The sequence below is a fragment of the Pseudonocardia sp. DSM 110487 genome, assembly GCF_019468565.1.
Lineage (GTDB): Bacteria > Actinomycetota > Actinomycetes > Mycobacteriales > Pseudonocardiaceae > Pseudonocardia.
The window spans coordinates 9,414,286-9,432,232 of sequence record NZ_CP080521.1 but is presented as its reverse complement, the minus strand read 5'-3'; the positions used below and the strand labels follow the sequence as shown (position 1 = coordinate 9,432,232).

At 72.1% G+C, this 17,947-nt stretch carries 21 protein-coding genes; 12 read left to right on the top strand and 9 right to left on the bottom strand.

Translation table 11 applies throughout. The features are described from left to right. Positions 1 to 27: 27 nt before the first annotated feature. The 3 genes from K1T35_RS44525 to K1T35_RS44515 all read right to left on the bottom strand — a co-directional run bounded on the left by K1T35_RS44525 (position 28) and on the right by K1T35_RS44515 (position 2,706). The gene (locus K1T35_RS44525; protein ID WP_220257658.1) at positions 28 to 639 is read right to left on the bottom strand and encodes an FMN-binding negative transcriptional regulator; all 612 of its coding nucleotides are present in this window, start codon (positions 637 to 639) and stop codon (positions 28 to 30) included. A 67-nt stretch (positions 640 to 706) separates the two neighbouring features. Continuing rightward, the gene (aac(3), locus tag K1T35_RS44520; protein WP_255621346.1) at positions 707 to 1,513 is read right to left on the bottom strand and encodes an aminoglycoside 3-N-acetyltransferase; all 807 of its coding nucleotides are present in this window, start codon (positions 1,511 to 1,513) and stop codon (positions 707 to 709) included. Further along, positions 1,510 to 2,706: a class I SAM-dependent methyltransferase gene (locus K1T35_RS44515; RefSeq protein ID WP_255621345.1), complete on the bottom strand. Its 1,197-nt coding sequence runs from the start codon at positions 2,704 to 2,706 to the stop codon at positions 1,510 to 1,512. Before K1T35_RS44515 ends, aac(3) begins: the two co-directional genes overlap by 4 nt. Before the next feature lie 189 nt (positions 2,707 to 2,895). Here K1T35_RS44515 and K1T35_RS44510 point away from each other — a divergent pair, with 189 nt between their 5' ends. Together K1T35_RS44510 and K1T35_RS44505 are read left to right on the top strand one after the other, a co-directional pair. After that, a complete protein-coding gene (locus K1T35_RS44510) occupies positions 2,896 to 3,147 on the top strand; it encodes a hypothetical protein (protein WP_220257656.1) in 252 nt (83 codons plus the stop codon). Positions 3,148 to 3,278: 131 nt separating this feature from the next. Then, positions 3,279 to 3,989, top strand: coding sequence for an SDR family oxidoreductase (locus K1T35_RS44505; protein WP_220257655.1), 711 nt, complete (start codon positions 3,279 to 3,281; stop codon positions 3,987 to 3,989). Between the two features lie 63 nt (positions 3,990 to 4,052). Here the strand turns inward: K1T35_RS44505 and K1T35_RS44500 are convergent, their stop codons facing one another. Genes K1T35_RS44500 through K1T35_RS44490 form a run of 3 tightly spaced genes read right to left on the bottom strand, consistent with a single transcriptional unit; the run spans position 4,053 to position 7,353 of the window. Next, positions 4,053 to 5,369: an MFS transporter gene (locus K1T35_RS44500; RefSeq protein ID WP_220257654.1), complete on the bottom strand. Its 1,317-nt coding sequence runs from the start codon at positions 5,367 to 5,369 to the stop codon at positions 4,053 to 4,055. 51 nt (positions 5,370 to 5,420) lie between these two features. Then, a complete protein-coding gene (locus K1T35_RS44495) occupies positions 5,421 to 6,422 on the bottom strand; it encodes an LLM class flavin-dependent oxidoreductase (RefSeq protein ID WP_255621344.1) in 1,002 nt (333 codons plus the stop codon). 22 nt (positions 6,423 to 6,444) lie between these two features. After that, a complete protein-coding gene (locus K1T35_RS44490) occupies positions 6,445 to 7,353 on the bottom strand; it encodes an SMP-30/gluconolactonase/LRE family protein (RefSeq protein WP_220257653.1) in 909 nt (302 codons plus the stop codon). Positions 7,354 to 7,666: 313 nt separating this feature from the next. Between K1T35_RS44490 and K1T35_RS44485 the strand changes: the two genes are divergently transcribed. After that, positions 7,667 to 8,392 (top strand): TetR/AcrR family transcriptional regulator, encoded by a 726-nt coding sequence (locus tag K1T35_RS44485; RefSeq protein WP_220257652.1) that lies wholly within the window; start codon positions 7,667 to 7,669, stop codon positions 8,390 to 8,392. Here the strand turns inward: K1T35_RS44485 and K1T35_RS44480 are convergent. Next, complete coding sequence (locus K1T35_RS44480; RefSeq protein WP_220257651.1) at positions 8,385 to 8,780, bottom strand: VOC family protein; 396 nt, start codon at positions 8,778 to 8,780, stop codon at positions 8,385 to 8,387. The genes K1T35_RS44485 and K1T35_RS44480 overlap by 8 nt on opposite strands. A gap of 108 nt (positions 8,781 to 8,888) precedes the next feature. Between K1T35_RS44480 and K1T35_RS44475 the strand changes: the two genes are divergently transcribed. Together K1T35_RS44475 and K1T35_RS44470 are read left to right on the top strand one after the other, a co-directional pair. Then, positions 8,889 to 9,347: a MarR family winged helix-turn-helix transcriptional regulator gene (locus K1T35_RS44475; RefSeq protein ID WP_220257650.1), complete on the top strand. Its 459-nt coding sequence runs from the start codon at positions 8,889 to 8,891 to the stop codon at positions 9,345 to 9,347. Between the two features lie 247 nt (positions 9,348 to 9,594). Beyond that, positions 9,595 to 10,353, top strand: a complete 759-nt coding sequence (locus tag K1T35_RS44470) for a GntR family transcriptional regulator (protein WP_220257649.1) — start codon at positions 9,595 to 9,597, stop codon at positions 10,351 to 10,353. 17 nt (positions 10,354 to 10,370) lie between these two features. Here K1T35_RS44470 and K1T35_RS44465 read toward each other — a convergent pair whose 3' ends face one another. Further along, the gene (locus K1T35_RS44465) at positions 10,371 to 10,868 is read right to left on the bottom strand and encodes a VOC family protein (protein WP_220257648.1); all 498 of its coding nucleotides are present in this window, start codon (positions 10,866 to 10,868) and stop codon (positions 10,371 to 10,373) included. An 82-nt stretch (positions 10,869 to 10,950) separates the two neighbouring features. On the opposite strand from K1T35_RS44465, the gene K1T35_RS44460 reads away from it, so the two are divergent. The 5 genes from K1T35_RS44460 to K1T35_RS44440 all read left to right on the top strand — a co-directional run bounded on the left by K1T35_RS44460 (position 10,951) and on the right by K1T35_RS44440 (position 14,888). Continuing rightward, positions 10,951 to 11,445, top strand: a complete 495-nt coding sequence (locus tag K1T35_RS44460; protein WP_220257647.1) for a MarR family winged helix-turn-helix transcriptional regulator — start codon at positions 10,951 to 10,953, stop codon at positions 11,443 to 11,445. 28 nt (positions 11,446 to 11,473) lie between these two features. Then, positions 11,474 to 12,076, top strand: a complete 603-nt coding sequence (locus tag K1T35_RS44455) for an LpqN/LpqT family lipoprotein (protein WP_220257646.1) — start codon at positions 11,474 to 11,476, stop codon at positions 12,074 to 12,076. A 31-nt stretch (positions 12,077 to 12,107) separates the two neighbouring features. After that, positions 12,108 to 12,842 carry a phosphoglyceromutase gene (locus K1T35_RS44450; protein WP_220257645.1) on the top strand — a complete coding sequence of 245 codons (735 nt, stop codon included), beginning with the start codon at positions 12,108 to 12,110 and terminating at the stop codon, positions 12,840 to 12,842. A 122-nt stretch (positions 12,843 to 12,964) separates the two neighbouring features. Continuing rightward, a complete protein-coding gene (locus tag K1T35_RS44445; RefSeq protein ID WP_220257644.1) occupies positions 12,965 to 14,185 on the top strand; it encodes a cell wall metabolism sensor histidine kinase WalK in 1,221 nt (406 codons plus the stop codon). 13 nt (positions 14,186 to 14,198) lie between these two features. Continuing rightward, positions 14,199 to 14,888, top strand: coding sequence for a response regulator transcription factor (locus K1T35_RS44440; RefSeq protein ID WP_220257643.1), 690 nt, complete (start codon positions 14,199 to 14,201; stop codon positions 14,886 to 14,888). 10 nt (positions 14,889 to 14,898) lie between these two features. Here K1T35_RS44440 and K1T35_RS44435 read toward each other — a convergent pair whose 3' ends face one another. After that, a complete protein-coding gene (locus K1T35_RS44435; RefSeq protein ID WP_220257642.1) occupies positions 14,899 to 15,078 on the bottom strand; it encodes a DUF4236 domain-containing protein in 180 nt (59 codons plus the stop codon). Positions 15,079 to 15,256: 178 nt separating this feature from the next. Between K1T35_RS44435 and K1T35_RS44430 the strand changes: the two genes are divergently transcribed. Next, positions 15,257 to 16,267 carry a Ppx/GppA phosphatase family protein gene (locus K1T35_RS44430; RefSeq protein ID WP_220257641.1) on the top strand — a complete coding sequence of 337 codons (1,011 nt, stop codon included), beginning with the start codon at positions 15,257 to 15,259 and terminating at the stop codon, positions 16,265 to 16,267. Continuing rightward, complete coding sequence (locus K1T35_RS44425; protein ID WP_220257640.1) at positions 16,264 to 17,946, top strand: hypothetical protein; 1,683 nt, start codon at positions 16,264 to 16,266, stop codon at positions 17,944 to 17,946. The genes K1T35_RS44430 and K1T35_RS44425 overlap by 4 nt, the downstream gene beginning before the upstream one ends. The last annotated feature ends 1 nt before the right edge of the window (position 17,947 follow it).

Sequence of the window (17,947 nt, the reverse complement as noted above, 5' to 3'; positions counted from 1 at the left end):
GCGTCCGGCACGTTGCGTTCGCGCAGGTCAGGGCCGATGCGCGGCAACCGCCTCCGCGCCGGCGGTGTCCCCGACCGACTGCAGGCCGGCCACCACGCCGTCGATGTCGGCATCGGGCCGGTTCTGGCTGAGCTTGAACTTCGCGTCGATGCGTTCGATGCGCACCTCGACCCCGACGATCGCGCGCAGCATGCCGTGGAAGAACTTCTCGGGGGCGTCGTCGACGCGCCAGGGGACCGGGCGGTCCGTCTCGTGCGCGTCGGTCAGCCGCCGCACGAGCGACTCCAACCAGTCCACGTCGTCATGGATGGTCACGGGCCCGTGGACGTGCGCCGTCACGTAGTTCCACGTGGGGACGACGCGCCCGTGCTCGGCCTTCGAGGCGTACCAGGTCGGGCTGATGTAGGAGTCGGGACCGCGGACGATCACCAGGCCCTGCCGGCCGTCGGCGCGCTTCCAGTGGTCGTTGTTGCGGGCGAAGTGGCCGAGCAGGGTGCCCTGATCGCCGTCGTAGAGGAGCGGCAGCATCGTGGCGTCGAGCCCGTCCGGGCCTGCGGTGATCAGATCGGCGGCGCCGTGGCGGGCGAGCAGACGCTCCACGTCCTCGTCGCCGGGGGCGAACTGGGCAGGTACGTACACGCCCTGCATCCTGCGCCGGCGGGTGGACTCCTGCCACAGCCAATCCGGGCCGGAAACAAGATGCCAATCAGCGCGGGTAGTGCTTCTCCATCCACGTGACCGAGAACGCGCAGATCGCCTGCGCGTCGACGAGGACGCTGTCGGCCTCGCCCACCCGGCCGCGCGTTCCGTGCCCGCTCGCGAGAAAGTCCCCCACGATCTCGGCGAAGTAGTCCTCGGCGAACCCGTTGACGACAGGGTCGCGGGTGTCGAACTCCTCCACGGTGCGCCACTCGACACCGTGGGCGCCTGCCAGCGGCACCTCGTAGCGGATCACCCGCTTGCCCGGGATGTCGGCGAGGTGCTCGGCGTGGTGCAGGAGGGTCATCGTGTCCAGCGGCGCGCCGATCATGACGACCTTGCCGCCCGCCTCCACCAGCTTGGCCAGCGGCGAGCCGGGGCCGTACCCGTAGTCGAGCGGGTGGTCGGCCGTGAACCACTCGGCGCGGGCACCGAGCGCCGCGACGGATGCCCCCGGGTTGCCGCTGCGCAGCGCGCCCGGGGTGGTGCGCAGGAACTCCGGCAGCACCCCGTTGTCGCGGGCGGCTCGCGACGCGCGCGCGTCGAACGGCGGGACGTGTGCACGCCACCGCTCGGGTACGCGGCCGTCGGGGTCGAGCAGCTGGTCGTAGAGCGCGTCCCAGTCGGTGTAGGCGAGGACGGTGCCGCCGGGCGACACCGCGTCGAGCAGCGCTCCGATGACGGCATCGGGCCCGTTGAGGATCAGTCCCACCTTGCTCATCGCGCCGTGTGCGAGAACCGAGTCGCCCGGGTGCAGCCCGAGGCGCTCGAGATTCGCGCACAGGTCGGCTCGGGTGAGGAACCGCTCGATCACGCGCGGGACCATAGTGCGCCCGACCCGGCGACGCCCGTGACTTTCCCGCCGGCACCGACAGAACTCCTACTCGCGGTGGCTGCGAGCCGCCACAGTCCGATCGTCTCCCGGCTGCGCAACCGGGCGAGCGGGTCGTCGGCGGGCAGGTCGCGGGTCGTGGGTGGGGCCGTGAGCCGATCCCGTGCCACCAGGCCCGCACCCGCGACGAGCGCTGGCAGCGCCCCCGGGTCGCGCAGACCGAGCAGTTCCGGCAGGTCCGACACGACGAGCCACGCCTCGCCGCGCTGCGTGAGGTGGTCCGGCAGCCCGCGGACGAACGCGGAGAGCGTCGTGCCGCGCCGGTCGAAGATGCCGGCCTCCAGCGCCGACGTCGGGGAGCCCGGTATCCAGGGCGGGTTGCACACCACGAGGTCCGCGCGGCCCGGTGGGAACAGGTTTCGCCGCAGCACCGTCGACCGGTCGGCGAACCCCATGCGGTGCAGGTTCTCCTGCGCGCAGGTCACGGCGCGTTGCTCGATGTCGGTGGCGACGACCGACGGCACTCCTCGGTGCAGCAGGAGCGCTGCCAGCACGCCGGTGCCGGTGCCGATGTCGAACGCCGTCCGCACCGGGGGGAGCGGAGCCTGCGCGACCAGGTCGACGTAATCGGAGCGAGTGGGTGCGAAGACACCGTGGTGGGGGTGGATGCGCGCGCCGAGCGCCGGGACCTGGATGCCGGTACGGCGCCACTCGTGGGCGCTGCGTACGCCGATCAGCTCGCGGAGGGGGAGCAGCGCCGTCGTCTCGGGCGGCGGCCCGTAGACCTCTCGGCATGCGGAGGCGACGTCTGGTGCTCTGCGCAGGTCGAGCACGTAGCCGGTGCCCAGCTCGACAAGAACGGCGCCAAGCAACCGGGCGCGGTGGGCGCGATGCTGTCGCTGCCGGTGGAACTCGGCGGCGGGCGGCAGCGGTCTCCGTCGACCGGCCGCACGGTCGATGCGGCGCGCCATCGCGTCCAGCAGCGCGCGAGCGTTGTGGAAGTCGCCGCGCCAGAGCATGGCGACGCCGTCGGCGGCGAGGCGGCAGGCGCGGTCGGCGGTCAGGCCGTCACCGACGACCTGGACGGAGACGGGCGCGGGGCGATCATCGGCGGTGAGCCAGCGTGCTCGCCGCGGGACGTCGCCTTCCCGCCACGAGACGGAAGGTATGTGCACTGGAGGGATCCCGGGGTTCCGGGAGCGGCCTCCGGCCGGTGGGCCGTACGCCGAACAACCGTCCGGAGACGGCTCCGCATGTGGATGCGCAGGGCCGTCAGACGGACGGTCCTCGCCACCTCACTCTTCCCGCGATCACCGGCCCACCCTACCGCTTGTCTAAGCGTGTGACCGGGCGCACAGTGAGACATGGCCCGGTTCAATGTGGCGTCCCGCGCGTCGTTCCGATCGGAGCGGGTGCGCGTGTCCGCGCGGATCTCGATCTCGATGACGGTGCGCTCGCTCGGCGGCGGATGGGGCGGGCGGGACGACCGGCTGGTGGCCGAGCTGAGCGAGTACTCGAGCCACGCCGACCTGCTCGACCTCGGGGCCACGCTCGACCGGCATGCCGACGAGGACACCGCGGAGATCCGGGAGATCCTGGCCGACGCGGCCCGGTGATCGCTGAAAGTGGTGTCACGGCGACATCTCTGACGCCCTGGCACCACTTCCGCCGATCACGAGGACCGATCTGTGGCCTCGGCCACTTGACCTTGCCTCTGACGTCCGCGTGAGGTCTTAGCGTGCCGGGTATGGAGATCAAGAACCAGATCGCCCTGGTCACCGGGGCCAACCGGGGGATCGGCCGGAGCCTGGTGGCCGAGCTGCAGCGCCGGGGAGTCCCGAAGATCTACGCGGCGGCGCGTCGTCCCGGGATCGTCGACATCCCGGGTGCCGTCCCGCTCCGCCTGGACGTCACGGACGACGCCTCGGTCGCCGAGGCCGCCGCGGTCGCCACCGATGTGACCCTGCTGATCAACAACGCAGGTGTTGCGACGCTCGCCAAGCTCGTCGACGGCGCAGAGGCCGACATCCGGCTGGAGATGGAGACGAACTACTTCGGGACCTTGAGGATGGTGCGCGCATTCGCGCCGATCCTGAAGGCGAACGGGGGCGGGGCTGTCCTGAACGTGCTGTCGGTGATGGCGTGGATGGCGTACGAGCACTCCAACAGCTATTCGGCGTCGAAGGCTGCGGCATGGGCGCAGACCAACGGCATCCGGCTCGAGCTCGCCGGCCAGGCCACGCAGGTCACCGGGCTGGCCATGGCCAGCGTCGACACCGACATGATGGCCTGGGCCGACATCGACAAGTCGGACCCGGCGGAGATCGCGCGGGTGGCGGTGGACGGTATCGAGGCAGGCGCCATGGAGGTGCTGGGCGACGAGCAGACGCGGCAGTGGAAGGCGCGCCTCGGCGAGGACCCGGCGCTCCTGTACCCGCAGCTCGCAGACGTCCGGTGAGGGAGCAGGGCTGACATGCACGACGGCCCCCGTGGTCTCCGGGTTCGCGTCGGGGCGCCAGGGTCAGGTCGCCGCCGTCGCGCGGCGGCGGCGCAGCGACGCTCCGTATGGATCGGGTGAGAGCAGCGCGGTGACGATCGTGATCATCACCATGGCCGACATGTAGAGGGCGATCGCGTCGTATCCGCCGGTGGCGTCGAGCAGCGCGGTCGCGATGACCGGGGCCAGGCCGCCGGCGAAGACACTGGCCGCCTGCGCCCCGAGCGACGCACCGCTGTAGCGCACCTCGGGCTCGAACAGCTCGGAGAAGTACGCGGGCTGCGGTGCGTAGACCGCGCTGTTCCCGATGTTCACCGCCACCACGGTGGCCAGGATGATGATCGGCAGCGACCGGGTGTCCAGCGCCCAGAAGTACGGCCAGCTCATCAGCAGCAGAACCAGCGAGCCCCAGAGCACCACCGGCCGGCGGCCGAACCGGTCACAGGCCCAGCCGTAGAACGGCAGGCTGATCAACCCGACCGCGGACGAGATGATCACCGCGAGCAGCAGGTCGTCGCGTTCCATGCCGAGCACAGTGGTGCCGTAGGGCAGCACGAACGTGGTGTGGATGTAGAAGGTGCTGTTCTCGGCGAACCGCAGGCCGGCCGCACGCAGCACGTTCACCGGCTGCTTGCGCAGCACGGCGATTACCGGCAGCCTCTCGATCGTCCCGGCCGCCTTGGCCTGTTCGAACACCGGCGACTCGTCGACCTTGAGCCGGATCAGGATGCCGACCACGACCAGGACGATCGAGGCCAGGAACGGGATCCGCCAGCCCCAGGAGAGGAACGCCGCTTCGGACATGCTGCCGGACATGATCAGCAGCGCCAGGTTCGCGGTCAGCATGCCGGCCGGCACACCCACCTGCGGCCAACTGCCGAAGAACCCGCGGCGGTGCGGCGGTGCGTGCTCGACCGCCATCACCGCGGCCGCGCCCCATTCGCCGCCGAGCCCGATGCCCTGGACGATGCGCAACAGGACCAGCAGGATCGGCGCGGCCACCCCGATCGTCGCGGCGGTGGGCAGCAGCCCGACGAGGAACGTGCCGCCCCCCATCAGGAGCACCGACAGCACCAGCATCGACTTGCGGCCGATCCGGTCGCCGAAGTGCGCGAACACCACCCCACCCACCGGGCGGGCGACGAAACCCACGCCGAACGTGGACAGCGCGAGCAGGGTGCCGGTGAGCGGGCTCGCGGTCGGGAAGAAGAGCTTGCCGAAGACCAGCGCGGCGGCCGCGCCGTAGACGAAGAAGTCGTACCACTCGATGGACGTACCGATCAGCGTGGCCAATGCGACGCGGCGGGTGCGGATCGGGTCGGCGGGCTGAACAGGATGCATCGATGGACCCTTCGGTCTGGGTACGGGTGCGGTGCGGATCCGCGCTCCGCGTCAGGAGGCCGCCGCTTCGAGGAACCTCTCGAGCTCGCCGCGGGTGTCGGGTCCGCAGGGCTGGAACACGATCTCGGTGACGCCGTGGGAGGCGAGCTCGTCGAGGCGGCGCCGGACCTGGTCGCGGGTACCGCTGATCGTCACGTCCTGGAGCATCGCGTGGCCGCCCACGTCCCACGCCGCCTGATCGGCTTCGTTGAGGTGGACGCAGTGACCGGCGTGGACGGCGAGGTGCCGCTGTTCCTGTGGTGTCTTCTCCACAACCTCCATCCACTCCGCGCCGCCGGGGAGTCCGAGCACGGCCTCGGAGCCGCCGAACTCGAAGGAGCCGTGGTAGGCCAGGGCCCAGCCGGGCCCGCCGGCGATCCGGGCGTGGTCGGAGTCCGATGCCTCCCCCTCGTCGAGCACCGTGCCCCAGACCAGGTAGGGCACCCACGAGTACTTGCTCATGAACTCCGGGAGCTGCAGCGTCGCGTAGAGCCCGTCACCGAGTTCCCTGGCGACCTCGTGCCCCCTCGGCCCGAGCGCGCCGATGAGAACGGGTACGTCGACGGGCCGGGCGGGAGCGTGTCCGTCGGGATGCAGCATCTGCATCTGCGCGCCCTCCCACTCGACGACCTCGCCTCGGAGCAACCCCCGGTACGCCCGGATGTAGGACTCCATGTACGCCCACGTGATCGCGCGGTACCCCATGGCTCGGCGCCCGCTGAAGCCCGTGCCGAAGGAGACCGCGACCCGGCCAGGGGCGAGGGCGGCGAGGGTGGCGGTCGCGGCGGCGTTCACCATCGGGTGGCGCAGGCTCGGGACCAGAACGCCAGGGCCGAGTCCGATCCGCTCCGTTCGCTCAGCGGCCATGGCGAGGGTCATCCACACGTCCGGGCTCTGCTGCGGCGTGTCGTAGACCCACGCTCTGGCGTAACCCAGGCGCTCGGCCATGGCGATGTTGTCCGGGGAGTCCAGGGCGGTCGGGAAAGCGCAGGACACCTCCACGGGGCCCTCCATTTCGCGGATCGGATCGGACGGGTCAGGGCAGGCCGGCGTGCGGGACGTCGACGCGGACCGCCAGCAGCTGGGCCTCGCGGACCGGCCGGCGTTCGTGCTCCGGGAACGAGGGCGCGGCGCACAGGAACAGGGTGCGGCCGTCGTCACCGCCGAGCATGCAGGCGAAGACCCCGGTTCCGGCCGGGATCTCGTCGACGATCTCGCCGCCCTCCCGGACCCGGATCACGCGCTCGTGGAGGGCGTCGGCCACCCAGATCGCACCCTCGGCGTCTGCGCAGATGCCGTCGGGAGCGACCTGCAGCCGCTGCACGGCCTCGCCGACGTCCTCGGTCTGCGGGGTCTCACCGAACTGCGCCCACACGCGCCGATTGCGCAGCCCGCCGTCCTCGTCGATGTCGAAGGCGGCCAGCCGCCCGGCGAACGTCTCGGCGACGACCAGCACACCACCTCCGGGGAGGATCACCATGCCGTTGGGGAACCCGAGGTCCTCGGCCACCGTCGTGACCGTCCCGTCCGGGTCGACCCGGGTCAGCGTGGTGTAGCGCAGCGCGGCACCGCCCATCAGGTCGAACCCGAAGTTGCCCACGTAGGCGCGTCCACGCTGGTCAACGAGCATGTCGTTGAGCATCCCCGTGACGACGCCCGACAGGTCGGCGTGCTCGCTCAGCTGCCCCGACTCGCTGCGCACGAGGACGCGGTGGTCGCGCATCGACACGATGAGCGCCCGCCCGTCGGGCAGGAAGCCGAGTCCGGACGGTTGACCGGGTACCTCGGCCACCACCTCGGTGCCACCCCGGCCGTCGGTCGCCACGACCTGGTTGGTGTAGAAGTCCGACACCCACAGGCGGCCGTCACGCCACCGCGGGCACTCCAGATAGGAGAACCCGTCCAGCATGACCGCCGGCTCCCTTGTCGGCAGTCCTCGCCCCATGGTGACCTCTTCTCCTCCGTCGTCCCGTCCTGGACCGATCCCGGACGGGGCGTCGCGCCGACGCGGTCGTGCTCCCACTCGCGGCATATCGACACGGCGATGACGCCGATGTCGGTGTCCAGGGGACCTCTCCGCGAGCGCGATGTTGGTCCAGGTCGGGCCGACTGATTGACTAAGCGCATAGTCACCAGTGCGGGTAGGTGTGTCAAGGCACACACCGGCCGACGGTGTCGGCCGACGATCCGCGCATGGACGAACAAGCCGCCGCCCGAAGTTAGGATCGGCCGCCAGGGGCAGGAAGGGACGTCTCGGCATGGCGAAACGGCAAGCCCGCTTCACGCCGCAGGAGCTGGAGGACGACCCCCGGCTGCAGGACCACTCGCCCGAGCTGTGGGGCGACGAGTTCGGGGACGTCCCCCGTCGGCTGCTGACGTCGGCGGTCCGCTGCTTCGCCGCCAACGGTTTCCACGCGACCACCACCCGGGACATCGCCGCGGGAGTCGGGCTGAGCCCGGCCGCGCTGTACGTCCACTTCCCCTCGAAAGAGCTCGTGCTCCACGAAATCGTCCGGATCGGCCACGAGCGCGCACTCGCCAACGTGCAGGGGCCGGAGATCGACTCGGTCAGCGGGGCGGCGGAGCGACTGCGCCTCCTCGTCGCCAGGTACACGGCCTGGCACGCTCGTCACCACGTCGCGGCCCGCGTCTGCCAGTACGAGCTCAACGCACTGGCCCCCGATCACTACGACGAGATCCGCGAGCTGCGGCACCGCACCAACGAGGTCTTCCGCGCCACCGTCGCCCGCGGCGTCACCGACGGAACGTTCGCGCCGGTGGACGTCAACCGGGTGGTTCGCGCGATGCTCTCGCTCGGGATAGACCTGGTCCGCTGGTATCGACTGGACGGGACGGACTCACCCGAGCAGCTCGGCCAGTTCTACGCCGGTCTCGCCCTGAAGATGGTGCTCGGCGCGGCGCCGGACGGGCACTCCGATACCTCGTCCGCCCATGTCACCGCCGCCGCTCAGGCGATCAGGTAGCGCGCGCCGGATGGACGCAGAACTCGCCGCCCTCGGGGTCGGCTAGCACTACCCAGTCCTGGACCTTGCCGAGCTCCCGCGCGCCGAGGCCGACGAGCCGGTCCGCCTCGGCCGCGACGTCGGGGGCCCGCAGGTCCAGGTGGACCCGGTTCTTCACGATCTTCGGCTCCGGGACCCGCGTGAACCACAACCGTGGGCCGTTGCCCGCGACGGGCTCGACGAGCACCGACGGATCGTCCTCCGGGTCGTCGACGCCCATCGCGCTCAGCCGCGCGAGTTCCGCGTCGTCGTACGCGGCGACCCGGTAGCCGTCCAGCGCGGCCGCCCAGAACCGCGCGAGCGATGCCGGATGCCGGCAGTCGAACACCACGTCGCCGAGCGTGCCCATGCGAACAGCTTCGCGCCGCGCACCCGTCGGGCGCATCAGAATTCCGTTCCGGGACCCGGTCCGATCGTGCGGCTGGAGCCGCCGCGGTGAGGGTCCTACGGTGTGCTGATGGCGCAGGCGGGACCGGTGCGGTCGACCCCACTCGACGAGCAGCTCTGTTTCGCCCTCTACGCCGCGTCCAGGGCGATGACGAGCTGCTACCGGCCCCTGCTCGACGCCCTCGACCTCACCTACCCCCAGTACCTGGTGCTGCTCGTGCTGTGGGAGCGGGGCGAGTCGACCGTCACCGGGATCGGGAAAGCCCTGCAGCTGGAGACGGGAACGCTCTCGCCGCTGTTGAAGCGGCTGGAGGGCGCAGGGTTGATCACCCGCACCCGCCAGGCGGGGGACGAGCGCTCGGTGCGCGTCTCGCTCACCGCTGCCGGTCGCGAGATGGAGGCGCGCGTCGCGGAGGCGCAGGTGAACGTCGGTGCCGCCACCGGCCTGAGCCGTGCCGAGATCGGGGAGCTGCGCGCGACGCTCCACCTGCTGTCCGACCGGCTCCGCGCGGCGGCCGGGCCGAGCTGACAAAACCGGGGATGCGCCACACCAGGTTGCCCGCCGCCTGCCGCTCTGGTGCACTGGCTGCATGGTCGGTGAGCTCCTCCCGCAGCGGCGCGTGTTCTGCGTCTGCTTGATCGGGGCCGACCAGCTCTCGGTCGACGACCGCCGGTGTCGCGCCCACCCGGCCTGCTGACGCCGCACCCTTCCCGCGGCCCGCGGCAGGCCATCCGCGCCGACCGCCGCAGTAGGACCGATCGGGAGTGTTCCACCGATGACCGCCGCCACCCTTGACCGTCTGGCCGTCGAGCCGTTGTGGGCGCAGCTGCTCGCCGACCTGCGGCGACGGCTCGACCAGGACGAGTTCGCCACCAGCTTCCCCGGTGAGCTGGCCCTCGTCGCCGAATACGGCGTGAGCCGCCATACCGTCCGCGAGGCGGTGCGCAGGCTCCGCGAGGAGGGGCTGGTGATCGCCGGCAGGGGGCGCACACCACGCCGCGCCGAGCCTGCCGAGTTCGAGCAGCCGCTCGGGGAGATCTTCAGCTTGTTCTCCGCCGTCGAAGCGGCCGGGAAGGTCCAGCGCAGCGTCGTGCGCACCCTCGATGTGCGCGCCGACGGCGTGGTGGCCGCACGGCTCGGCCTCGAGGAGTCCACGCCGCTGGTCCACCTGGAGCGGTTGCGCCTCGCCGACTCAGAGCCGCTCGCCGTCGACCGGGTCTGGCTGCCGGAGCGGCTGGCCGCCCCGCTGCTCGACGTCGACTTCGGGCGCATCGCGCTCTACACCGTCTACGCGTCGCGCTGCGGCGTGCACGTCACCGGTGGGAGCGAGCGGGTGCGGGCCGTGGTGCCAGGGCCCGGCGAGCGGGAGCTCCTCGCGATCCCGGACGGCGTCGCCGCCTTCGCGATCGACCGGCTGGGCTGCGCGGGGGACCGGCCCGTTGAGTGGCGCCAGACCCTGGTGCGCGCCGACCGGTTCAGCGTCACGGCACGCTTCTCGGCCCGTGAGGGCTACCAGATGGACATCTCCGCATAGAGACCCGGGATCGGGGCTCAGACGGAGACGCCCACCCCGCCCCGAGTGTCGGCGCCGTACTCCGCGATGGCCGCGTCGATGTCGAGCGGGACGGTCTTCATGCCGACGTCGGGCCCGAGCCGGTCGGCCGGCACCAGCCAGGACACCTCGAACTCCAGACCGTCCGGGTCGTGGGCGTAGAGCGCCTTCGTGGTGCCGTGGTCGGACGCGCCGACCAGCGAGCCGCGCTCACGCAGGACGCCCTCGAGCCGGCGCAGCTCGGCCAGCGTGTCGACCTCCCACGCCAGGTGGTAGAGCCCCACTGCCGAGCGGCCTGCCGGGGAGTCGCCCGCCCCCGTACCGATGGCGAACAGGCCCAGGTCGTGGTCGTTCCTCGAACCCTCCGCCTGCAGGAACGCCGCGCGTCCCGGCATCTCGTTCACGACGCGGAAGCCGAGTGCCTCGGTGTAGAAGGCGACGCTGCGGTCGACGTCGCGCACGTAGAGCACGGCGTGGTTGAGCCGCTGGACCGGCATGGCTCCTCCAATGATTGAGCGTTCAACTGCATCGTAAGCGTGAACCAATGAATGTTCAAGTTTCAGGAGCTATCCTGGGTCCGTGAGCGGTGACGAGACCCGATGGCTGGAACCCGACGAGCTGGAGACATGGCTCTCCTACGTTGCGGCGACCACTCTCCTGGAGGGTGCGTTGGACCGCCAGCTGCAGCGCGACTCGGGGATGCCGCATGCCTACTACCAGATCCTGGCCATGCTCTCCGAGGTCCCGGACCGCAGCTTGCGCATGAGCGAGCTCGCGGCCATCACCCAGAGCTCGCAGAGCCGCCTCTCGCACGCCGTCGCGCGCCTGGAGCGCAACGGGTGGATCCGGCGCAAGCCGTGCCCCGAGGACCGGCGCAGCACGTTCGCGCAGCTCACCGAGGAGGGCTTCGCCGTGCTCGCCGCCGCGGCGCCCGGCCACGTGTCCACCGTCCGCAGGCACCTGTTCGACCGGCTGACGCCCGAGCAGGTCGGGCAGCTGCGTGAGATCACCCGAGCGGTGCTCAGCGGGTTGGGTGTCGCCGGCGGCGACGTGCGCGAGGTCCTGCCAGGCTGACCCGGTCGAGCCCCTCGAAGGAGGCGGCATGGGGATCCGGGCGATCGGCATCGCGGCCGCACTGGTGGGTGCGATGAGCGCGGCCGGGTGCACCGTCGCGGTGCCCGGCGCGCCGGCAGCCGACCCAGCGGCGGTCGCCCGCCCGTCCCCGTCCCCGCGACCGCCCGGAGCCGCGTTCCACGACGCACTGAGCCGCTTCGACCTCGTCCCGCCGCCGGGCTGGACGGTGGACCCGAGCGGAACGGAGGGCACCGCGGTGGTCTTCTCCGATCCGCAGGTGTCGGAGTCGACCGGCGGGCGGTTCCGGGCCAACATCAACGTGATCGTCGTACCCGCGCACACCGATCTGCCCGGCATCGTCACCGGCGCGCGACAGGAGGTCCGCGCGCTCGCGGGTTACGTGCCCACCGCCGACGAGGCCGTCACCCTGCCCGACGGCTCGCCCGCGCACCTGATCGGAGGCACCTACCAGGACCCCGACACCGGTCTCGCGATGCGCAACGTCCAGGTGCTGGCCCTCCACGGCGGGACCGAGACCGTCGTCGTCACCGGCACGGCGCTCGCCGACACGTGGGACGGCTACGCGGGCGTGTTCGAGACATCACTGCGCAGCCTGACGGTGGTCACCTGACAGGTACCGCGCGCCTGGCAGAGTTGCGGGTATGGGAACACTGGTGCTGCTGCGGCACGGGCAGAGCGTGTGGAACGCGGAGAACCTGTTCACCGGGTGGGTGGACGTGCCGCTGTCCGAGACCGGGGAGCGGGAGGCCCGTCGCGGCGGCGAGCTGATGCGCGACACCGGACTGCTGCCCGACGTCGTGCACACGTCGCTGCTCCGGCGCGCGATCTCCACCGCGAACATCGCCCTCGACGCGGCCGACCGGCACTGGATCCCCGTGCGGCGCGACTGGCGCCTCAACGAGCGGCACTACGGCGCGCTGCAGGGCAAGGACAAGAAGCAGACGCTCGAGCAGTTCGGCGAGGCGCAGTTCATGGAGTGGCGCCGCTCGTACGACGTGCCGCCGCCGCCCATCGACGCGGGATCCGAGTTCGACCAGGAGGGCGACCCCCGCTACGCCGCCGGTGAGGTGCCGCGCACGGAGTGCCTCGCCGACGTCGTCAAGCGGTTCCTTCCGTACTGGGAGTCCGCGGTCGTGCCGGACCTGCGCGCCGGGAAGGTCGTGCTGCTCGCCGCGCACGGCAACTCGCTGCGGGCGCTGGTGAAGCACCTCGACGGGATCTCCGACGAGGCCATCGTCGGCCTCAACATCCCGACCGGCATCCCGTTGCGCTACGAGCTGGACGACGAGCTGCGTCCGACGGTGCCGGGCGGCGAGTACCTCGACCCCGAAGCCGCGGTCGCCGCCGCCGCGGCGGTAGCGGCGCAGGGTCGCTGACACCCGTCAGAGTGAACGAAGCGTGAACGGCGGGGGAATTTAGCCGTTTCGCGACGTCAGGCGCGTCACGACGGGCCTCTTGAACTGGCCTGATCGGTGGTGGGCCCGCCTACCATGCGCTCGTGGACGCGCTGCTCTGCGTGGCGATCGCGGCCGGTGCGCTCGTACTCGGCCTCGTGCTCGGGCTCCGTTGGGGGCGCCGGCGCGAGGAGCCCATCCCGGCACCCGCCGCGCCAGTGCCCGACCCGACCGTGGCCGACCTGCTGGAACGGGTGTTCCGATCCACCGACGAGGGTCTCGCCGTGCTCGACCGCGGCGGTGACGTCGTGCTGCACAACCCGCGCGCCGCCGATCTCGGCGTGGTGCGGGGCGGCCTCCCCGACGCGCGCGCCGCCACGGCGAGCCAGCAGGTGCTCCGCGCGGGCACCACGGTGGACGTCGACCTCTCCCCGCTCGACCACCGCGGCCGCCAACCAGCGGCCGTGTTGGCCCACGTACGCCCCCTCGGCGACGGATACAGCATGGTCGAGGCGGCCGACACGTCCGAGGCGGTGCGGCTCGAGGCCACCCGGCGCGACTTCGTGGCGAACGTCAGCCACGAGCTGAAGACCCCCGTGGGTGCCATGGGGCTGCTCGCCGAAGCCGTGCTCGACGCGTCGGACGACCCGGCCGAGGTACGCCGGTTCGGTACGAAGATCCTCAACGAGGCCAACCGGCTGGGCAACCTCGTCACCGAGCTGATCGCCCTGTCCCGGCTCACCGGCGCGGAGCGGCTGCCGGAGCTGCAGGTCGTGGACGTCGACGAGGTCGTGCAGGAGGCGCTGGCCCGCTCGCGGCTGTCGGCCGAGGCGGCAGAAATCGAGATCATCGTCGACCGGCCGACCGGGCTCGAGGTCGACGGCGATCTGACGCTGCTGGTCACCGCCCTGTCCAACCTCGTCGAGAACGCCATCGCGTACTCGCCCCCCGACTCGGCGGTGTCCGTGTCCCGCAGGCGGTGCGGGAAGTGGGTCGAGATCGCCGTCACCGACCGCGGTATCGGCATCGCGGCCGAGCACCAGAAGCGGGTGTTCGAACGCTTTTTCCGCGTCGACCCGGCACGCTCGCGCGCCACCGGCGGCACCGGCCTCGGCCTGGCGATCGTCAAGCACGTGCTCGCCAACCACGGCGGCGAGGTGCGGTTGTGGAGCAGCCCGGGCACCGGTTCGACGTTCACGATGCGGCTGCCCGTGCACGACGAGCCGGGCACGGAGCCCGCGGTGCCCGCGTCCGCCGCACTGTCCGACCACGGGACGGCCGACCCCAAGAGCCGGCCTGCCGATGTGCCCGACCGCGTCGGGTGAGGTGAGGAGATCCATGACAAGGGTGCTCATCGTCGAGGACGAGGAGTCCTTCGCCGATCCGCTCGCGTTCCTGCTCCGCAAGGAAGGCTTCACCACGGCCGTCGCTGCCACGGGGCAGGACGCGCTCGAGGAGTTCGACCGCAACGGCGCCGACATCGTGCTGCTCGACCTCATGCTCCCCGGGATGAGCGGCACCGATGTCTGCAAGGCGCTGCGCACCCGCTCCGCCGTCCCGGTGATCATGGTGACGGCTCGGGACAGCGAGATCGACAAGGTCGTCGGCCTCGAGCTGGGCGCCGACGACTACGTGACGAAGCCGTACTCGGCCCGCGAGCTGATCGCGCGCGTCCGCGCGGTGCTGCGCCGTGGCGGCGAGGCGGGCGCTGAGGCCGACGGCCAGCCCGGCGTGCTGGAGGCGGGCCCCGTGCGGATGGACGTCGAGCGGCACGTGGTGTCGGTGAACGGCACGGACGTGGCGCTGCCGCTGAAGGAGTTCGACCTCCTCGAATACCTCCTGCGCAACGTCGGCCGCGTGCTCACCCGCGGGCAGCTGATCGACCGCGTGTGGGGTGCCGACTACGTCGGCGACACCAAGACCCTCGACGTGCACGTCAAGCGGCTGCGCTCGAAGGTCGAGGCCGACCCGTCCGCCCCGCGCCACCTGGTGACCGTGCGCGGGCTGGGCTACAAGTTCGAGGCGTAGCCGGAGATCGCTAGCGACGCCGGCCCCGGGACCTCAGGTAACCGGGGCCGGGCGTGTCGATGGTGTGCCGGCGGGTGCGTGCGTTCCAGGTCCACCGCCCGAGCTGCAAACCCCAGGAACTGAACCCGCGCTCGGTGAGGTGGATGCGGAGCGGGCCGAGCCGCAACGACTTGCGGAGATGGAAGCGCATGTCTCCAGAGTGCCCGCGACACGTCCGATATGCCCGTCCATGCGGCGTAACCATCACCTGTGGACAACTTTGTGGGGATGTGGACAACATACGCATCGATGCAGGTCAGAGTGGTTGCGTTGCGGGCTAGGACCGGCTAGGTCACGGGAGCGTCACGTCCGCGCAGTAGCCTGGGTCCGTGCGCCTCGGTGTGCTCGACGTCGGTTCCAACACCGTCCACCTCCTCGTGGTGGACGCGCATCGGGGTGCCCACCCCACGCCGATGATGTCGGACAAGACAGCGTTGCGCCTCACCGAGCACCTCGACGACACGGGCGCGCTCACCGCGGCCGGGTCCGATGCCCTCGTCAGGGCCGTCGAACGGGGTGGTGCGGTCGCCGCGTCGGCTGGGTGCGACGATCTGCTCGCGTTCGCCACGTCGGCGTTGCGCGATGCCACCAACTCGGCCGCGGTGCTGGAGCACGTGCGGAGCCGGACGGGCGTCGGGCTGGAGGTGCTGCCCGGCGAGGACGAGGCGCGGTACACCTTCCTCGCCGTGCGCCGCTGGTACGGGTGGTCGGCAGGGCAGCTGCTCGTGCTCGACATCGGCGGCGGCTCCCTCGAGCTGGCCGCGGGCATCGACGAGCAACCGACCGTCGCGGCATCGCTGCCGCTCGGTGCGGCGCGGCTCACCCGCGAGTTCTTCCGCGGCGACCCGCCGGGGCGCACCGAGATCGAGGCGTTGCGCGAGCACCTCGACGCCCAGCTGGCGCCGGTGGCCGTGCAGTTCCGGCGGGCGAGCTCACCGGACCTCGCGGTGGGCACCTCGAAGACGTTCCGCTCCCTCGCCCGCCTCGCCGGAGCCGCGCCGTCCGGTGCCGGGCCCCGCGTGCGGCGCACGCTCACCGACGTCGGCCTCCGGCAGCTGTGCGCGTTCGTCACCCGCATGTCGTCGGGTGATCTTGCTGAGCTGGAGGGGGTCAGCCCGAGCCGGGCACCCCAGCTCGCCGCCGGTGCGCTCGTCGCGGAGGCCGCGATGCGGGCACTGCGCGTGCCGCGGCTCGAGATCTGCCCGTGGGCGTTGCGCGAAGGAGTGATCCTCAGGAGGCTCGACACGCTCGATGGGACGGCCCAGATCGACCGCTCGGCGCAGGACGCGCCCGAACGGCTTGGACGCTTGACGACGTACGAGGCACGGTGTACTGGATGAGCTCCGAGACCGACCACCCACGCCAGCGCACAGTCGCCGAGCTGCTCGCCGCGCACGGCGACGGCAATGTGTCCGGCGGTCGTCGGCGGCGCCGCCGCGAACCCGACGAGCCGGACGAGGAGGCCTACGCCGCCCCCGCCGCCGATCCGTCGGACTGGCGATCCGAGCCACCCCGGGAGCCGCGCAGGGCCGCTCCGGAGGCTGCGCTCCCACCCCCACCGCTACCCCCGCAGCCGCCACCGCCGCCCCCGCCGGTTCAGCGGGAGCCAGGCGGCCGCCGCCGCGCGGGTGGCGATGCCGACTGGCCCGCCGAGCAGCGCGCGCCCGAGCAGCGCGCGCCCGAGCAGCGCGCGCCCGAGCGCAGGGCGCCGGAGCGGCGGCCCACCGAGCAGCGGCCTGCCGATCCGTGGGGCGCGGACGAGCCGGGAGCCGACGACTGGGCGTCCGAGCGGTGGGACGCCGGGCAGTGGGACGACCAGGATCGGTGGGACAACGGCCGCCGGGAGGCGCCGGGCCGGGAGGCACGCCCCGCGCAGGACCAGTGGGACGCCGCGCCGGTGCGGGAGTCCCGCTACGCCGAGCCGGAGCCTCGCTACGCCGAGCCGGAGCCCCGGGAGGCGCCACCGCGACGTGCCCGACGGGCGGCCGACGAACGGGAGACGCCGCCGTGGGAGTCGCGTGATCCGGCCCCGGCCTGGGAGGCCCAGGACGAGCCGCCACGCAGGCCGCGGGAGCGGGAAGCGCCCGCACGGGATCCCCGTGGCGCCGAACCCGAGCCGAACGGTCGCGCGCCCCGGGCCCGTGACCTGCGCTCACTCGGGAGGCCGTCGTGGGAGGCGCCGGAGCCAGCGGTCGCCCCTGGCCGGGCGCTCGACGAGCAGATCCCCACCGAGCAGATGCCGCACGTCCATGGCGGCGGCAGGTCTGCCGATCCGGCCGCCACCAGCCGGATCCAGCAGCAGCGCAGGCGTCCCGAGCCGGAGCCGGACGATGACGACGACGCCGGCCCCTCCACGATGGTCGGTGCCCCACCGGTCGGTGCGGAGACGTGGCACCAGGCCCGCACGCAGGGCAGGCGTCGGCCGCCCGAGCCGGACGACGAGCTGGAGCCGGACGACGGGCCGCCCACGATGACCGGTGCCCCGCCTGCCGGGGCGGAGCCATGGCAGCGCAACCGCACCGAGGGCAGGCGCCGCGGCGACGACGGCGGACCGCCCACCCAGGCTTCGGCGCCGGTGTCGTTCGACGACGAGGGCGACGAGGACGACGACTACTACCGCGCCGACTACCCGGCGGGGCTCGACCGCGATGGTGTGAGTGAGGAGCCGACCGGCATCTTCGCCCCCGGCGACGGCGACGACGATGCGCCGGTCCGGCGCCGCTCCGTCCAGACGGAGGAGAAGGAGCAGGCGGCCGCCGGTGGCCCGGCGTGGGCCGCCGTGATCGCGCAGTGGATCGCGGGTGCGATCGGCGGCGCCGCGCTGTGGGTCGGATTCCGCTTCCTGTGGCGCGATCTGCCGGTGGTCGGCCTGGCGGCTGCGGTGCTCGTCACCGTCGGTCTCGTCGTGGTGGTGCGGGCGCTGCTGCGCAGCAGCGATCTGCGCACCACGCTGTTCGCCGTGCTCGTCGGCCTGCTCCTCACCGTCTCCCCGGCCATCCTCGTGTTGCTCGGGAGATGAT

Coding starts and splice junctions, on each gene's coding strand:
- K1T35_RS44490 (WP_220257653.1), bottom strand. CDS start 7,353: ATGGGGCGAGGACTGCCGACAAGGGAGCCGGCGGTCATGCTGGACGGG.
- K1T35_RS44425 (WP_220257640.1), top strand. CDS start 16,264: ATGAGCTCCGAGACCGACCACCCACGCCAGCGCACAGTCGCCGAGCTG.
- K1T35_RS44470 (WP_220257649.1), top strand. CDS start 9,595: ATGACCGCCGCCACCCTTGACCGTCTGGCCGTCGAGCCGTTGTGGGCG.
- K1T35_RS44510 (WP_220257656.1), top strand. CDS start 2,896: ATGGCCCGGTTCAATGTGGCGTCCCGCGCGTCGTTCCGATCGGAGCGG.
- K1T35_RS44475 (WP_220257650.1), top strand. CDS start 8,889: ATGGCGCAGGCGGGACCGGTGCGGTCGACCCCACTCGACGAGCAGCTC.
- K1T35_RS44485 (WP_220257652.1), top strand. CDS start 7,667: ATGGCGAAACGGCAAGCCCGCTTCACGCCGCAGGAGCTGGAGGACGAC.
- K1T35_RS44450 (WP_220257645.1), top strand. CDS start 12,108: ATGGGAACACTGGTGCTGCTGCGGCACGGGCAGAGCGTGTGGAACGCG.
- K1T35_RS44505 (WP_220257655.1), top strand. CDS start 3,279: ATGGAGATCAAGAACCAGATCGCCCTGGTCACCGGGGCCAACCGGGGG.
- K1T35_RS44480 (WP_220257651.1), bottom strand. CDS start 8,780: ATGGGCACGCTCGGCGACGTGGTGTTCGACTGCCGGCATCCGGCATCG.
- K1T35_RS44465 (WP_220257648.1), bottom strand. CDS start 10,868: ATGCCGGTCCAGCGGCTCAACCACGCCGTGCTCTACGTGCGCGACGTC.
- K1T35_RS44495 (WP_255621344.1), bottom strand. CDS start 6,422: ATGGAGGGCCCCGTGGAGGTGTCCTGCGCTTTCCCGACCGCCCTGGAC.
- K1T35_RS44455 (WP_220257646.1), top strand. CDS start 11,474: ATGGGGATCCGGGCGATCGGCATCGCGGCCGCACTGGTGGGTGCGATG.
- K1T35_RS44440 (WP_220257643.1), top strand. CDS start 14,199: ATGACAAGGGTGCTCATCGTCGAGGACGAGGAGTCCTTCGCCGATCCG.
- K1T35_RS44500 (WP_220257654.1), bottom strand. CDS start 5,369: ATGCATCCTGTTCAGCCCGCCGACCCGATCCGCACCCGCCGCGTCGCA.
- K1T35_RS44435 (WP_220257642.1), bottom strand. CDS start 15,078: ATGCGCTTCCATCTCCGCAAGTCGTTGCGGCTCGGCCCGCTCCGCATC.